Below are 14,291 nucleotides of genomic sequence, written 5' to 3'. Positions count from 1 at the left end.
GGGTCGGGTTGGTGACGTAATCGGCAAACTGGGCGTCGCCGCTTGGCTTGCTGCTGTTGAACTTGTCCTTGTCCTTCAGGCCGATCACCACTTCATTCACAAGCGGCATGCCCAGGCGCGATACCTGCGTCCATGCGCCGCCTTCCTTGGAGCCGCCGGCGGGATCCATCAGACGGCCCTGGCGCAGACTGGCCGTGGTCCATCCGCCGACGACGGTTTCGCTGCCGGCGGTGATGCAGCTGGTCGGCACTTCGACCGACAATGCCGTCACATTCTTGTTGGCGAGATCATCCCTGGCTGCGCGTTCGGCATTCGGATCGAACGCCGTGGCGGGTGCCTTGATGTTGATGAGGTCGAAGGTTTCGCCGAGATTTACCACGAACGGGTCCTTGCGCTGGCCGACGAAAATCCTTCCCGGTGTGCCGCATCCCGGAATGTTGACGTTGTAGATATGTGCGGCGGCATAGCCATCGTAATTCGGTATCGACTTGTTGCCGATGTTGTCGAGCGGCTTGTCGAAGGTGGTGGAGCCGTTTGCAGCGTTGGTGACCGCCTGGCGTGTGCCGGTGCGGCGATCGCCGCGGACGACGGTGACTTCATAGGTCTCGCGCGTGTTTGCGCCGGGTGCATTGGGAGAACTGATTGCGCCGCCATTGATGACCAGGGGAATCGAAACCTGCTTGCCGCCGACTGCCAGCTTGGTGTCCTTGTTCTCGTTCTTGAAGCGGAACTGGAAGGTAATGTCTTCCTTGGCGTCGCCATTGTTGTCGAGGTGGATCTCGTACAGCGCGTTTTCATCCATCTTGAAGTAATTGGGACCGCCGTATGCGTCCTGCAGGGGAATGTAGTTGGCGATCAGGGTGGTGAAACCGGCGCGATTGGCCTCATAGCTGCGAAACATGTAGAAATCGGTGGCATCGACTTTCGGCGCCTTCGTCAGGAACGGCGCTTCGCGATGGCTGGAGGCCATGGCCGGCACTGCCGACAGGCCGATCAATGCGCCGACGGCGAGCGCGATTCCTGGGGAACGTTTCTTGAAGCTGGTTAACATGGCTATCTCCTCGACATGAATGGACAAAAACGGACGCTGCGTCGATATATACGGAATCGCTTTTCAGGCGGATTCAGAAAATAGAAAATGTTTTTATCCGTTTGCGGCAGCCATGTGTTCCGGTGTGCGTAATCGCCTAAGTGTTACTACCTAAGCACTCGTACTAGGCGGCCTGTTTTGTGTTGCCGTCAACAATTTCCCCTCCTAGAATTCCCCCAGCATGATCCGGCTCGTCATGGAGCCGCCAACCGTAACTTCCTACAACCAGCTATTCAATTTTTCTGGAGACACAATGGAACGTCGTTCCTTTCTAAAAAAAGCAAGCGCGGCTGCTGCCGTCGGTGCAGTCGCCGCACCTGCCGTTGTGCAGGCGCAGGCCCAGGTTCGCTGGAGGCTCGCATCGAGCTTCCCAAAGGGACTCGACACGATCTACGGCGGCGCGGAAGTCTTCGCCAAGAGCGTCAACGCCATGTCGGGCGGTAAATTCAACATCTCGGTACATGCGGCCGGCGAACTGATGCCGGCATTCGGCGTCGTCGATGGCGTACAGGCTGGCACGGTGGAATGCGCGCATACCGCGCCCTACTACTTTTTCGGCAAGGACGACACATTCGCCATCGGCGGTGCCATCCCGTTCGGCCTGAACTCCCGCCAGATGACCGCCTGGATGTACGAAGGCAACGGTCTGAAGCTGATGCGCGAGTTCTACAAGAACTTCAATATCTTCAATTTCCCATTGGGTAATACCGGCGCGCAGATGGGCGGCTGGTATCGCAAGGAAATCAAGACCCTGGCAGATATGAAGGGCCTGAAATTCCGTGTCGGCGGTTTTGCCGGCAAGGTGATCGAAAGAATGGGCGGCGTGCCGCAGAACATCCCCGGCGGTGAAATCTACCAGGCGCTGGAGAAAGGCACGATCGACGCTGCGGAATGGATCGGACCGTATGACGACCTGAAGCTCGGCTTCCAGAAAGTGGCGCCGAACTATTACTACCCCGGTTGGTGGGAAGGCGGCTTGAACTTGGAGCTGTACATCAACCAGAAAGCCTATGATGCGCTGTCGGCGGAAAACAAGGCTATCGTCGAAGCCGCCGCATCGCATGCTCACGTGGACATGCAGGCAAAGTACGATGCCCGCAATCCAGCGGCATTGAAGACCCTGGTGTCCCAGGGCGCAAAGCTGCATCGCTTTTCGAAGGAAATCATGGAGGGCGCATTCAAGGAATCAATGGCGCTCTATAGTGACCTGTCCGCCAAGAATCCGAATTGGAAAAAGGTCTATGAGGACTATGCCAAGTTCCGCGCGGACCAGAACCTCTGGTTCCGATTCACGGAAGCCGGTTTCGACGACTTCATGCAGGCACAGAAGCTGTAAGACCTGATTTACCGGTCACCGACGACCCCGCGAGGCGAAAGCCGAGCGGGGTTTTTCTTTGCGCGGCCGGATTTACGCAGGGGAGTTCAGCATGAGTGATCGTTCTCCGCATATTCGGTTTTGGCTGATTAAAAAGACAATTTTCGTAAGTCTCGGGGCAACAGCTTCGCGAACGACCTTGGATTTGTCCAGATTGATGGTGCGTTGCCGCATGATTTTTGTATTGCAGCATTCGCGGCCCCCTCATACAATTTGCTGCGGTTTTAAATCGGTCAACAGTAGATAAACATATATCTGCTTTCCGAATGTTTTAGCAGTTCAACTTCTAGGAGACATCATGGAACGTCGTTCCTTTCTAAAAAAAGCAACGGTTGGCGCCGCTGCCGTCGGCGCAGTATCCGCGCCGGCGTTCGTACAGGCACAAGCCCAGGTACGGTGGCGGTTGGCATCCAGCTTTCCCAAGGCGCTCGACACGATCTTCGGTACGGCAGAAATCTTCGCAAAGTCGGTCAACGCAATGTCCGGCGGAAAGTTCACCATCTCCGTGCATGCCGGCGGCGAATTGATGCCACCGTTCGGCGTCGTCGACGCAGTCCAGGGAGGTACGGTCGAGTGCGCACACACCGCACCTTATTATTTCTTTGGCAAGGACGACACGTTCGCCATCGGTAGCGCCATTCCGTTCGGCCTGAATTCCCGCCAGATGACCGCATGGATGTATGAAGGCAATGGCCTGAAACTGATGCGCGAGTTCTACAAAAATTACAACATCGTCAATTTCCCGATGGGGAATACCGGCGCGCAGATGGGCGGCTGGTACCGCAAGGAGATGAAGACCCTGGCAGATATGAAGGGCCTGAAGTTCCGCGTCGGCGGTTTCGCCGGCAAGGTGATCGAGCGTCTGGGCGGTGTTCCACAGAACATCCCGGGCGGCGAGCTTTACCAGGCGCTGGAAAAAGGCACGATCGACGCCGTCGAGTGGACCGTTCCTTATGATGACCTCAAGCTCGGCTTCCACAAGGTCGCGCCGCACTACTACTATCCAGGTTGGTGGGAAGGTGGGGCACAGCTGGATCTGTTCATCAATCAGAAAGCCTTCGATGCATTGTCGCCGGAGAACAAGGCAATCGTTGAGGCTGCCGCATCGCAGGCGCATGTCACCATGCAGGCAATGTATGATGGTCGCAACCCGGGTGCCTTGAAAACATTGGTGTCGCAAGGCGCGAAGCTGCACCGCTTCCCGAAAGAGATCATGGAAGCCGCATTCAAGGAATCGATGGCGCTGTACAGCGACCTGTCCGCCAAGAACCCGAACTGGAAGAAGGTGTATGAAGACTACGCCAAATTCCGCGCGGATCAGAACCTCTGGTTCCGATTCACCGAATCCGGCTTTGACGACTTCATGCAGGCACAAAAGCTGTAACACCGTAAGTACTTCGGAAGAAACCCCGCGCAACGCAAGCTGCGCGGGGTTTTTTTCGTGCTCGTCGTTTTTGCGTTGCGCTTCCTTCGGGGCGAAGGTGCGAAAAAAAGCCGCACCAGCGGTGCGGCGAATAATGCATGAATCCCTTGAGGCAGCGGAAACGCAATCAACAAGCTCCGCTGCTGCCAGGTAGTGTTTGGAAGATTATTTCTTCTCCTGCTCCATTGAACGTTGCAGCGCATCCATCGGATCTTCTTCCTTGGTGCCTCCCGCAGGCGCTTCCGGTTGCGTGCCCGACTGAGGCAAGCCAAACCCTTGCATCGGGTCCACCTTGCCGTAATTGCCGGTTTCCGCCTCTAGTTCGATCGTATTCAAATCGACCTTCGGCCCTTTCTCCATCGAACCGGTAACCAGGTTAGGGAATGCGATAACCACGGCAACCATGATCAGCTGAAGAATAATGAAGGCAATTGAACCCTTGTAAATCTGCGATGTGGTAATGGCCGGGATCCGTTCATTGGTGACCCGGTCGTTGTAGTCGTTCTTCGGCGCCACGCTGCGGAGGTAGAACAGCGCGAAACCGAATGGCGGCGTCAGGAACGAGGTCTGAAGGTTCATCGCAATGATGACGCCGAACCAGATCAGGTCAATGCCCATTTTGTCGGCGACGGGTGCCAGGATCGGGATAACGATGAACGCAATTTCGAAGAAGTCGATGAACATGCCGAGAATGAAGATCAGCAGGTTTACCGCGATGAGGAAGCCGAGTTGCCCGCCCGGAAGCTTGTCGAACAGATGCTCGACCCAGACATGGCCGTCCGCCGCATTGAAGGTGAAGCTGAAAACAGTGGAGCCGATCAGGATGAACAGAACGAAGCAGGACAGGCGTGCAGTGCTGTCGAGCGCCTGTTTCAGCAGGTCGAAACTGAGACGCCTGCGCGCCAGTGCCATGATGAGCGCACCGGCCGCGCCCATCGCGCCGCCTTCGGTCGGGGTGGCGATGCCGAGGAAGATCGTCCCGAGCACCAGGAAGATCAGTACCAGCGGAGGAATGAGCACAAACGTGACGCGTTCCGACAGTTTCGAGAACAGGTTCAGTCGCAGAAGACGGCTTGCGATCGCGAGGCCGAGTGCGGTGAAGGATGCGACCGTCATCGACATCACGAGTATTTCATCGCCGGGGGCTGCCGTCGGCCTTTCGATCATCGGATTCACGATCTGTTCATGTACCTGAGCCCACAGGTACCCTGCCAAGCCGGAGATCAGCAGCAGTGCAAACAGCGATTTGTGCCCTGTCGAACCATTTGCTTCCTTGTAGATGAGGGCTTCCGGCGGAAGGGCCGGCACCCAGCTTGGCTTGAATATCGCCAGTGCAATGATGAACAACGCGTAAAGGGCCACCAGCAGCAAGCCCGGGATAAGCGCGCCCGAATACATGTCGCCCACGGAACGGCCAAGCTGGTCCGCCATCACGATCAGCACCAGTGAAGGCGGGATAGCCTGCGCCAGCGTGCCGGATGCGGTGATGGTGCCCGTCGCCACGGTTCGGTTATAACCATAACGCATCATGATAGGCAGCGAGATCAATCCCATGGAGATGACCGCGGCCGCCACGACACCGGTGGTGGCGGCAAGGAGGGCACCGACGAAGATTACCGCGAGTGCGAGACCGCCACGCAGGGGGCCGAATACCTGGCCGACCGTTTCGAGAAGGTCCTCCGCCATGCCGCTTCGCTGCAGGATGATACCCATCAGGGTGAAGAAGGGAATCGCGAGGAGGGTGTCATTCTGCATGATCCCGAATACCCGCAGCGGCAACGCCTGGAACAGAGCCTGCGGGAACAGGTCGGCCCACATACCGATGACGCCGAACGTCAGGCCGGTTGCAGCAAGGCTGAATGCTACCGGGAAGCCGGTCAGCAAAAACAGCAGCAGTCCTGCAAAGAGCAGCGGGACAAAATTTTGTATAAGGAATTCCATTAGATTTTGCCTCCGGCTTGTTGACTTGCGCGCGCTGCGGCTTCTTCTTCGAGGCGCTTGAGTTCGTCTTCTTCTGGATTGTCACTCTCGGCCAGCGGGTCGGGAATCAGGCCCGACAGAAATGCGAAGCGCTTGATGAGCTCGGAGAGCCCTTGCGCGAGAAGCAAGGCCATGCCGACCGGGATTAACAAATAGACAGGCCAGCGTACAAGTCCGCCCGCGTTTCCGGATACTTCGCCGCTTTCCCAGGCATTCACGAAGAGCGGCCATGACAGGGTGATCAGCAGCCAGCACAGCGGCAGAAGGAATGCGATGATGCCCACGATGTCGATCCAGGAGCGGGTGCGGGCCGACAATCGGCTTGAAACGAAATCGATCCTCACGTGCGCGTTCTTCAGGAACGTGTAGCCGGCACCAAGCATGAAGACCGCGGCGAACAGATACCACTGCACTTCGAGATACGCATTGGAACTGACGCCAAAAATTTTACGCACGAAGGCATTCCCGGCGCTGATCAGGACGGCGGCGAGGATCAGCCACATCAGTCCCTGACCGATACGATTATTGACGACGTCAATGATGTTGGAGAGTTTAAGTAACGGTTTCATAAGGTGCCCATATGAAGTGTTTTATCCAGATGCGCGGCGATCAACATCCATGACGAACGGTTGATTGGCGATATAACCGGGCTTGTATCGGTCCCGGGTCGTGATTGCATGCGACTGACGCGCGTGCTTTCGACGGACTCGGCCCTTGACGGGGAGGGTCTCAAGTACATGATGTGTGTCTCCGCTATATTAAAAAAATTCTGTATGGCACGAGGCATCGTCACGGATTGTCGATATGCCATGCACATTCAAGTTCGGCGCAGTATATGCCAGTTCACAGTGCAAAAAAACACATACAACGCACGCCCTTAACTCTTTTAATGGTGCATCGCAAAAAGCGGCTTTTTTTAAGTATTTTTCGAGTAGTTGCACTTAGTGTGAATTACGTATTTCTACGCACTGCAGCAAACGAGGGGGAGCGGCGTAGAAAAATTGAACTGGTGTGCTCAACACTTCAGCAAGCGGATCTGTTGGCAGGAAAAACATTGTCCTGTCCAACCGTGGCTGCAAGGTGAACTAAAAACGGTGCCGGTGCCTGAATCAAGTCCACATATGGGCGATTCAACGCAGACGACGCCGACGCGCTGACGCGCCGGCCAACCATCACACTTGTTTCGTTAAGCGAGCAGGCTGCGCCACCTTGCAATCGCGGCGCGCACCTGTTCCGGCGCCGTGCCTCCGACATGATTGCGCGCAGCGACCGATCCCTCCAGGGTCAGCACGGCGAACACGTCCTGCTCGATGAGTGCGGAGAAGGTTTTCAACTCATCCAGCGATAGGTCCGCAAGGTCGCAGCCGCGCTGTTCACAGGCGCGCACCGCGTGGGCAACCGCCTCATGCGCATCACGGAACGGCAATCCCTTCTTGACCAGGTAATCGGCCAGATCAGTGGCGGTCGCATAGCCTTGCAACGCAGCGTCGCGCATCGCGGTGGGCTTGACGGTGATACCGCGCGCCATGTCGGCGAAAATGCGCAGCGTGTCGGTCAGCGTGTCCACGGTGTCGAACAGCGGCTCCTTGTCTTCCTGATTATCCTTGTTGTAGGCCAGAGGCTGACCTTTCATCAGGGTCAGAAGGCCGATCAGGTGGCCGTTGACGCGGCCGGTCTTTCCACGGGCCAGCTCCGGCACGTCCGGATTCTTTTTCTGCGGCATGATGGACGAGCCGGTGCAGAAACGGTCGGCGATATCGATGAAGCCGACACGCGGACTCATCCAGATGACCAGTTCTTCCGACATGCGCGAAATATGCGTCATGACCAAGGCCGCGGCAGCGCAGAATTCGATGGCGAAATCCCGGTCGGAAACCGCATCCAGCGAGTTGTGGCAAACATCCTCAAAGCCCAGCGTCTTTGCTACCCGCAGGCGGTCGATCGGGAAGGTGGTGCCGGCGAGCGCCGCCGCACCGAGCGGCAGGCGGTTGATTCGCCGGCGGCAATCCGCCATGCGCTCCGCATCGCGGCCGAACATTTCGACATAAGCGAGCATGTGGTGGCCGAAGGTAATGGGCTGGGCGACCTGCATGTGGGTGAAGCCAGGAAGAATGGTGTCCGCATGCTGTTCGGCGAGGTCGAGCAGGGCAATGCACAGGTCGCGCAGGAGGGCGTCGATATCGTCGATGGCCGAGCGCAGGTACAGCCGGATGTCGGTGGCGACCTGGTCGTTGCGCGAACGGCCGGTGTGCAGGCGCTTGCCCGCATCGCCGACGAGTTCGGTCAGGCGTTTTTCGATATTCAGGTGAACGTCCTCGAGATCGAGCAGCCATTCGAATTTGCCGCCGTCGATTTCTGTCTTTATCTGTGCCATGCCGCGCTGTATGTCGGCATGGTCCTGCGCACTGATGATGCCCTGGTGGGCAAGCATCTCGGCATGCGCGAGCGATCCTTCGATATCCGCCGCGGCGAGCCGCTTGTCGAAAAACACCGATGCGGTGTAACGTTTTACCAAATCGGAGACGGGTTCGGAAAAGCGTGCCGACCAGGCCTCGCTTTTTTTGGAGAGTTGTGCTGTCATGTTGGTGTCCTGGTGAATACGCGATTATAAAACAGCTCATAGAGCCGAAATCAGAAAAAACGGCAGGCGGGAGGAAAGCCGGGCGGATGCTGCGATGCTGCAATTTATGCAACACCAGCCCCGTCTTCCGCCCGTGCTGCACTTGCTTATGACCACTTCAACCATCCCGGTCCACACGCCGGTCGAGATCGTCATCCCCGATTGCTGCAATATCGGCGTGGTGTTTCGCGCGCTGATCGCAGCCAATGGCGCGGTGCTCGCCGGCGTCCTGCTGCGCACCAGCGAGCTGCGTGTGGGATTCCAGGAGTTCGTCGAGTCGTCGATGCTGATCGAGTTGGCGTGCCTGTCATCGCTGCTTGCGCTGTGCGGACTGAGGCGCGTTATCCGCTCCATTCCGCCCGCCGGACAGCGTGCCGCCTGCGCGCTGGTACCGGCCGCCATAACCGGCCTCATCGTGCACTTCATGTCGTCGCTCGAATGGCTGTGGAGCAGCTTCAATAACCTGACCGCGCTCAAAGGCATGGTCGCCGCCGGCCTGCTCGGAATCCTGCTCCAGCATTACTTCGAGTTGCGTACCCGTGCGTTTTCCCCGGCGCTGCTGGAGGCGCGCCTGCAGGCATTGCAAGCGCGCATCCGTCCGCATTTCCTGTTCAATAGCCTCAACGCGGTGCTCTCGCTCATCCGCAGCGAACCGCGCCGGGCCGAAGACACGCTGGAAGATCTCGCGGATCTGTTTCGGGTGCTGATGAGCGATCCGCGTAGCATGACCAGCATGGAAAACGAACTGCGATTGTGCAGGCAGTACCTGTCGATCGAACAGATCCGCCTCGGCGAACGCCTGCAGGTGGTATGGGAAGCCGAGAATGTGAACACGGATGTGCTGCGCAAGGCGCAAGTCCCGGTGCTGCTGTTGCAGCCCCTGCTCGAAAACGCCGTTCACTACGGCATCGAACCGTCCACCCGCCCGGCGGTGGTCCAGATCCACATCAGCCGTTCGATCGACCGCATACAGGTCGTGATCGTCAATCCGTATTACGAGACCGCGAGCGCCAACGCCGGGAATCATATGGCGCTGGAAAATATCAGGGAGCGCCTGGCGCTGCTGTACGACGTCGAGGCGCAGTTGACCACCACCATCGCACGCGGCTTTTTCGAGGTGCGGCTGCGTTTTCCTTATGTGACGGGTACCCCATGATTCCTCGGCTGTACATTGTCGACGACGAAGCGCCGGCGCGATCCCGGCTCAAGACACTGCTGGCGGATATCGCCGGCGAATGTCCGCACGAACTGGTGGGCGAAGCGAGTCATGCGCAAGGCGCACTGGACGGCATTGCCGCAAGCCGGCCGGACCTGGTCTTGATGGATGTCCAGATGCCGGGCATGACGGGCATCGAATTGGCGGCACATCTCCAGAAGCAATCGCAGCCTTCGCCTGCGGTCGTGTTTGTGACGGCGTATGACGCCTACGCGCTGCAGGCGTTCGAGGTCCATGCGCTCGATTACCTGCTCAAGCCGGTACGCGCGCGGCGGCTTGCCGATGCCATCCGCCATGCGATAAGCCGGCGGATCGGCCAGGACGTCGCCATTTCCGCTGCGAGCGCGAAGGCAGGGCGGCAGCATTTCTCCGTGCAGGAGCGCGGCCGGGTTTTGCTCGTGCCGATCAGCGACGTCGTCTATCTGAAAGCGGAGTTGAAATATGTCACCTTGCGCACCCGCGCCTGCGAGTATTTGCTCGAAGAATCGCTGACGTCCATCGAAGAAGAGCTGGGCAATGTGTTCGTGCGGGTGCATCGCAATGCACTCGTGTCGCGCAGCGCGATTGTGGGCGTGGAAAGAGCGTCGGTGACGGTGGACGCCGAAGGTGACCAGGAGAAGGCGCAGGAGCCATGGCAGGTGATCCTGCGGGACGTGAATGAGCGCTTGCCCATCTCCCGTCGTCAATGGCCGGTGGTGAAAGCGCTGGTGAAATAGCTGCTGCGGATTGCCAGGACGGCGGACTTCCGATCAGGGGCGGTCGAGTTTCTTCTTCAGGAAAGCCAACACTTCCCAGTATGTGTCTGCACGTGCGGCGGGATTGCTTCCGACGGTGACGCCTTCACCGGGCCGGATACCATTCGGCACATCCTGGCGCACACGCACAGGCAGTTCGGGGGCATCGAAGCTATGGAAAGCGTCCGGATACAGATGCAGGGCCACCGCTGCGGATGATGGCGACTCCTGCAATTTGCGTTCCAGGGCGACGCAAGCCTCCGGCGGAGTCCAGTCGTCCTTTTCGCCGATCAGCATCAGCAGCGGCGCCACGCTCCGGTATCCGGCATCCCTGGCGAACGGTGTGCAGCCCGGATAGAACGCAACAGCGGCTGCAGGACGAACCGGGTGCGACGATACCCCGGCATGACCGGCATTGATGGACGATAAAACAGTTGATCCGCCATGCGACCAGCCGAGCAGGGCAATGCGCGAGACATCGACCTCCGGGCGCGCCGCAAGCCATGTCAATGCCTCAAGTACATCGGCCCGCCTGTCGGCGACCGAGATATCCCGCAGGTTGGTTTTTTCCGTGCAAATCGATTTCTTGCCGCGGCCGGTGAAGCTGTCCAGCCATAGGACGTGGTAGCCGGCGTCACGCAGCAGGGCGGCCATAGCTGCATGTCTGGCGGTGAACGATCCCTGCTTGCTTCCCGCAACCCGGTACAGTCCGCCGCAACCGTGAAGCGCGATGACGGTCGGACGCCGCTCGGTATGCCCTGCACTAATCCACCAGCTGGCAAGCGGCACCGCCCCGTTGCGTCCCTGACTATGAATGATTACTTCCTGCGCACCCGAATGTGGCGGCTCGCTCGCCGCAGCGCTTCCAGCCAGCAGAACGCCAAATACGGCAAGGGTGGAAGCGCTCAGGCGCATGAGCAGAATTTATCAGCCGGTGTTGCGCAAGCCGGCGGCGATGCCGTTGATCGACAGGTGAATGCCGCGCCGCACCCGTTCATCCATGGTGCGACCGTCGGCTGTCGCTGCGCGGTGGCGCTTGATCAGCTCGACCTGGAGATGATTCAGCGGGTCGAGGTAAGCGAACCGATTCTTGATCGACCGTGCCAGCAGCGGGTTCCCTTCCAGGCGCTCCTTGGCGCCGGTGATGAGGGAAAGGCAGTCGCCGCTGCGTTCGTGCTCGGCAAGGATGCGCTTGAAAATGCTGTTGCGCAGCTTGCGGTCGGTGACCAGTTCGGCGTAGCGCGATGCGACCGCCAGGTCGGTTTTCGAAAGCACCATGTCCATGTTCGACAGCAGCGTGGCGAAGAAAGGCCATTCCTTGAACATCGCGCGCAAGGTGCCCAGCCGTTTGGCCTTGTCTTTCGCATCGCCGCTTTCTTCCAGCCATGAGGTCACCGCGCTGCCAAATCCATACCAGCCGGGCAGCAGCAGGCGGCACTGGCCCCATGAGAAGCCCCAAGGGATTGCTCGCAGGTCTTCGATGCGCCGCGTGGATTTCCGCGACGCCGGACGAGATCCGATATTCAATTCGGCGATTTCGGCAATCGGCGTGGCAGCGAAGAAGTAATCGGTAAAGCCGGGTGTCTCGTAGACGAGGTTGCGGTAGGCCCGGTAAGCGCGGTCGGACAGTTCCTCCATCACCCGCTCGAATTCCGCCAGCCTGCGTGCATGCTTGCCGCCGGTCTCATGCGGCATCAGGCTAGCTTCGAGCGTGGCGGCCACCAGCAGTTCGAGGTTGCGGCGGCCGATTTCCGGGTTGGAAAACTTCGACGCGATGATTTCGCCTTGCTCGGTCAGGCGGATCTGGCCGTTCACCGTACCCGCGGGCTGCGCGAGGATGGCATCGTAGCTGGGTCCGCCGCCACGGCCGACCGTGCCGCCGCGGCCGTGGAACAGGCGCAGCTTGACGCCGGCCCGGTGGAACAGTTCCACCAAGCGGGTTTCCGCTTTGTAGAGCTCCCAGTTCGAGGTAAGGAAACCACCGTCCTTGTTGGAGTCCGAATAGCCAAGCATCACCTCCTGCAGGTTGCCTTTGCCCGCGACGAGGCGGCGCGCCTGCGGCAAGGCCAGCAGCGCTTCCATGATGTCCGCGGCACAACGCAGGTCGGGAATGGTCTCGAACAAAGGGATGACCATCAGGTCCAGCGTCGCGCCGCCGGGTTTGCCGGCGGCAGGATCCCATTCGATGCGGAGCAAGCCGGTTTCCTTTTGCAGCAGCAGAACTTCCAGCAGGTCGGAAACGGTTTCGGTATGGGAGATGATGTAGTTGCGTATTGCGCGGTCGCCATAGCGCTCCCGTATGTCGCGGGCGGCGCGCAGCACGCCGAGTTCGGAATTCGTTTCATCCGAATACTGGATATAGGGCGAGTAGAGCAACCGTGGCTTGTCCAGTTCGGACAGCAGCAAGTCCACCTTCGCCTGTTCGGGCAGCCCGGCATAGTCTCCCTCCACCATGGCGCGGGAGAACAATTCGTTCAGTACGCGCTCATGCACGTCCGAGCTCTGGCGCATGTCCAGCGTCGCCAGGTGGAAGCCGAAGATCTCGGCGGCGCGCTTGAGGGTCGCCAGCCGCGGCCTAATCAGCACCGTGCCGTGATGGGCGCGCAATGAATCGACCAGCACCTGCAAGTCGCGGGTAAATTCGGCGGCGTCGGTGTAAGGCGCAGCGCCGCCGACCTCCTGCCGGAGCACATGGGCCGCGCCAAGGGTGCGGGCGGTCGCCGCCAGACGCGAATACAGGCCGATCAGTGCGCGCCGGTAGGGTTCGTCGGCGCGATGATCGGACTGGTCCGGCGATGCGTCGGCCAGCGCCTGCAAAGCCGGGCTGACATCCACCAGGAGCGTCGATATCGACAATTCAGCACCGAGCGCGTGAACCTCTTCCAGGTAAAAGTCGAAGATCGCGGTGGATTGGCGGACCAGGGCATGACGCATGGTGTCGGCATGGACATTCGGGTTGCCGTCCCTGTCGCCGCCGATCCAGCTTCCCATCTGCACGAAAGGCGGCAGATCGGCTTGGCCGCCTGCATGGCGATGCGGAAACTGCGCGGCAATTTCCGCACTGATGTCGTCGTACAGTCCGGGCAATTCCTTCAGGAACGTGATGCGATAGTAGGACAGCGCGTTTTCGATCTCATCCGCGACGGTCAGCTTCGAATAGCGAAGCATGCGTGTCTGCCACAGCGTGGCAACGTAAGCCTGCAGCAGCCCTGTGTTTCGCGCCATCTCCTTCGGCGTCAAGGGCATGTCGCGCTCGGCCAGCAGGCGGGCGATTTCCCGCTCCGCATCCAGGATGCTCTTGCGCTGCACCTCGGTCGGATGCGCGGTAAGGACGGGCGAGATCAGCGCTTCATTGAAGAAATTGCGGACCGCCGAACCGGACACGCCGGCGCCGTCCAGTTTCGATAAGGCAAACGCGACACTGCCCTGTTGCGGCGCGGAACCTGCCAGCAGGTGGGCTCGCCGGCGCCGGTTGTGATGCTGGTCTTCGGCAATGTTGGCAAGGTGTGAAAAGTAGGAAAAGGCCCGCACCACCGAGATGGTCTGGTCGCGCGTCAGCTTCTTCAACAATTTGTTCAGCTCGGCGCCAGACTGCGCATCGGATTCCCGTCTGAATCGAACCGCAGTCTGGCGTACCGTTTCCACTACTTGGTACACCGCATCGCCTTCCTGTTCGCGCAGCACGTTTCCGAGCAGGCGGCCCAGCATGCGGATATCTTCCTTCAGCGGAAGATCCTTGTCGGCCGCAGCCTGGTCTGATCGGGAAGGGGTCCTGGTATGTTTTGCCATAATGAATGATTGCACCCGGGTTGAACGCAAACATGACGGACTTTGGCCGGTGTTTGCAGGAAGT

Annotated in this window: 10 protein-coding genes; 4 read left to right on the top strand and 6 right to left on the bottom strand. The window is 59.3% G+C overall.

Annotated elements, in window-relative coordinates; translation table 11 throughout:
- Positions 1-1,051 (bottom strand): DUF4331 domain-containing protein (locus V7080_RS04830; protein WP_334187271.1); only part of this gene is annotated, 1,051 nt, incomplete at its 3' end.
- A 292-nt stretch (positions 1,052-1,343) separates the two neighbouring features.
- Here V7080_RS04830 and V7080_RS04825 point away from each other — a divergent pair.
- Together V7080_RS04825 and V7080_RS04820 are read left to right on the top strand one after the other, a co-directional pair.
- On the top strand, positions 1,344-2,426 hold the full coding sequence (locus V7080_RS04825; protein ID WP_334187270.1) for a TRAP transporter substrate-binding protein: 1,083 nt from the start codon (positions 1,344-1,346) through the stop codon (positions 2,424-2,426).
- A gap of 337 nt (positions 2,427-2,763) precedes the next feature.
- Positions 2,764-3,849 (top strand): TRAP transporter substrate-binding protein, encoded by a 1,086-nt coding sequence (locus V7080_RS04820; protein ID WP_334187269.1) that lies wholly within the window; start codon positions 2,764-2,766, stop codon positions 3,847-3,849.
- A gap of 204 nt (positions 3,850-4,053) precedes the next feature.
- Here V7080_RS04820 and V7080_RS04815 read toward each other — a convergent pair whose 3' ends face one another.
- The 3 genes from V7080_RS04815 to argH form a co-directional block, all read right to left on the bottom strand.
- Positions 4,054-5,829, bottom strand: a complete 1,776-nt coding sequence (locus V7080_RS04815) for a TRAP transporter large permease (RefSeq protein ID WP_334187268.1) — start codon at positions 5,827-5,829, stop codon at positions 4,054-4,056.
- On the bottom strand, positions 5,829-6,437 hold the full coding sequence (locus tag V7080_RS04810; protein WP_334187267.1) for a TRAP transporter small permease subunit: 609 nt from the start codon (positions 6,435-6,437) through the stop codon (positions 5,829-5,831). Before V7080_RS04810 ends, V7080_RS04815 begins: the two co-directional genes overlap by 1 nt.
- Before the next feature lie 617 nt (positions 6,438-7,054).
- The gene (gene argH, locus V7080_RS04805; protein WP_334187266.1) at positions 7,055-8,449 is read right to left on the bottom strand and encodes an argininosuccinate lyase; all 1,395 of its coding nucleotides are present in this window, start codon (positions 8,447-8,449) and stop codon (positions 7,055-7,057) included.
- 148 nt (positions 8,450-8,597) lie between these two features.
- Between argH and V7080_RS04800 the strand changes: the two genes are divergently transcribed.
- Positions 8,598-9,644 carry a sensor histidine kinase gene (locus V7080_RS04800; protein ID WP_334187265.1) on the top strand — a complete coding sequence of 349 codons (1,047 nt, stop codon included), beginning with the start codon at positions 8,598-8,600 and terminating at the stop codon, positions 9,642-9,644.
- Positions 9,641-10,420 (top strand): LytR/AlgR family response regulator transcription factor, encoded by a 780-nt coding sequence (locus V7080_RS04795; protein ID WP_334187264.1) that lies wholly within the window; start codon positions 9,641-9,643, stop codon positions 10,418-10,420. Before V7080_RS04800 ends, V7080_RS04795 begins: the two co-directional genes overlap by 4 nt.
- A 33-nt stretch (positions 10,421-10,453) precedes the next feature.
- Here the strand turns inward: V7080_RS04795 and V7080_RS04790 are convergent, their stop codons facing one another.
- Positions 10,454-11,353: a dienelactone hydrolase family protein gene (locus tag V7080_RS04790; RefSeq protein WP_334187263.1), complete on the bottom strand. Its 900-nt coding sequence runs from the start codon at positions 11,351-11,353 to the stop codon at positions 10,454-10,456.
- A 12-nt stretch (positions 11,354-11,365) separates the two neighbouring features.
- Positions 11,366-14,227, bottom strand: coding sequence for a phosphoenolpyruvate carboxylase (ppc, locus tag V7080_RS04785; protein ID WP_334187262.1), 2,862 nt, complete (start codon positions 14,225-14,227; stop codon positions 11,366-11,368).
- Between the last annotated feature and the right edge of the window lie 64 nt (positions 14,228-14,291).

This window comes from Noviherbaspirillum sp. (assembly GCF_036846085.1).
GTDB lineage: Bacteria > Pseudomonadota > Gammaproteobacteria > Burkholderiales > Burkholderiaceae_D > Noviherbaspirillum.
This window is presented reverse-complemented; position numbering and strand designations above follow the sequence as displayed.

Bases quoted from the DNA above. Each gene is read 5' to 3' on its own strand.
- argH (WP_334187266.1), bottom strand. From the start codon at position 8,449: ATGACAGCACAACTCTCCAAAAAAAGCGAGGCCTGGTCGGCACGCTTT.
- V7080_RS04800 (WP_334187265.1), top strand. From the start codon at position 8,598: ATGACCACTTCAACCATCCCGGTCCACACGCCGGTCGAGATCGTCATC.
- V7080_RS04795 (WP_334187264.1), top strand. From the start codon at position 9,641: ATGATTCCTCGGCTGTACATTGTCGACGACGAAGCGCCGGCGCGATCC.
- V7080_RS04820 (WP_334187269.1), top strand. From the start codon at position 2,764: ATGGAACGTCGTTCCTTTCTAAAAAAAGCAACGGTTGGCGCCGCTGCC.
- V7080_RS04810 (WP_334187267.1), bottom strand. From the start codon at position 6,437: ATGAAACCGTTACTTAAACTCTCCAACATCATTGACGTCGTCAATAAT.
- ppc (WP_334187262.1), bottom strand. From the start codon at position 14,227: ATGGCAAAACATACCAGGACCCCTTCCCGATCAGACCAGGCTGCGGCC.
- V7080_RS04790 (WP_334187263.1), bottom strand. From the start codon at position 11,353: ATGCGCCTGAGCGCTTCCACCCTTGCCGTATTTGGCGTTCTGCTGGCT.
- V7080_RS04825 (WP_334187270.1), top strand. From the start codon at position 1,344: ATGGAACGTCGTTCCTTTCTAAAAAAAGCAAGCGCGGCTGCTGCCGTC.
- V7080_RS04815 (WP_334187268.1), bottom strand. From the start codon at position 5,829: ATGGAATTCCTTATACAAAATTTTGTCCCGCTGCTCTTTGCAGGACTG.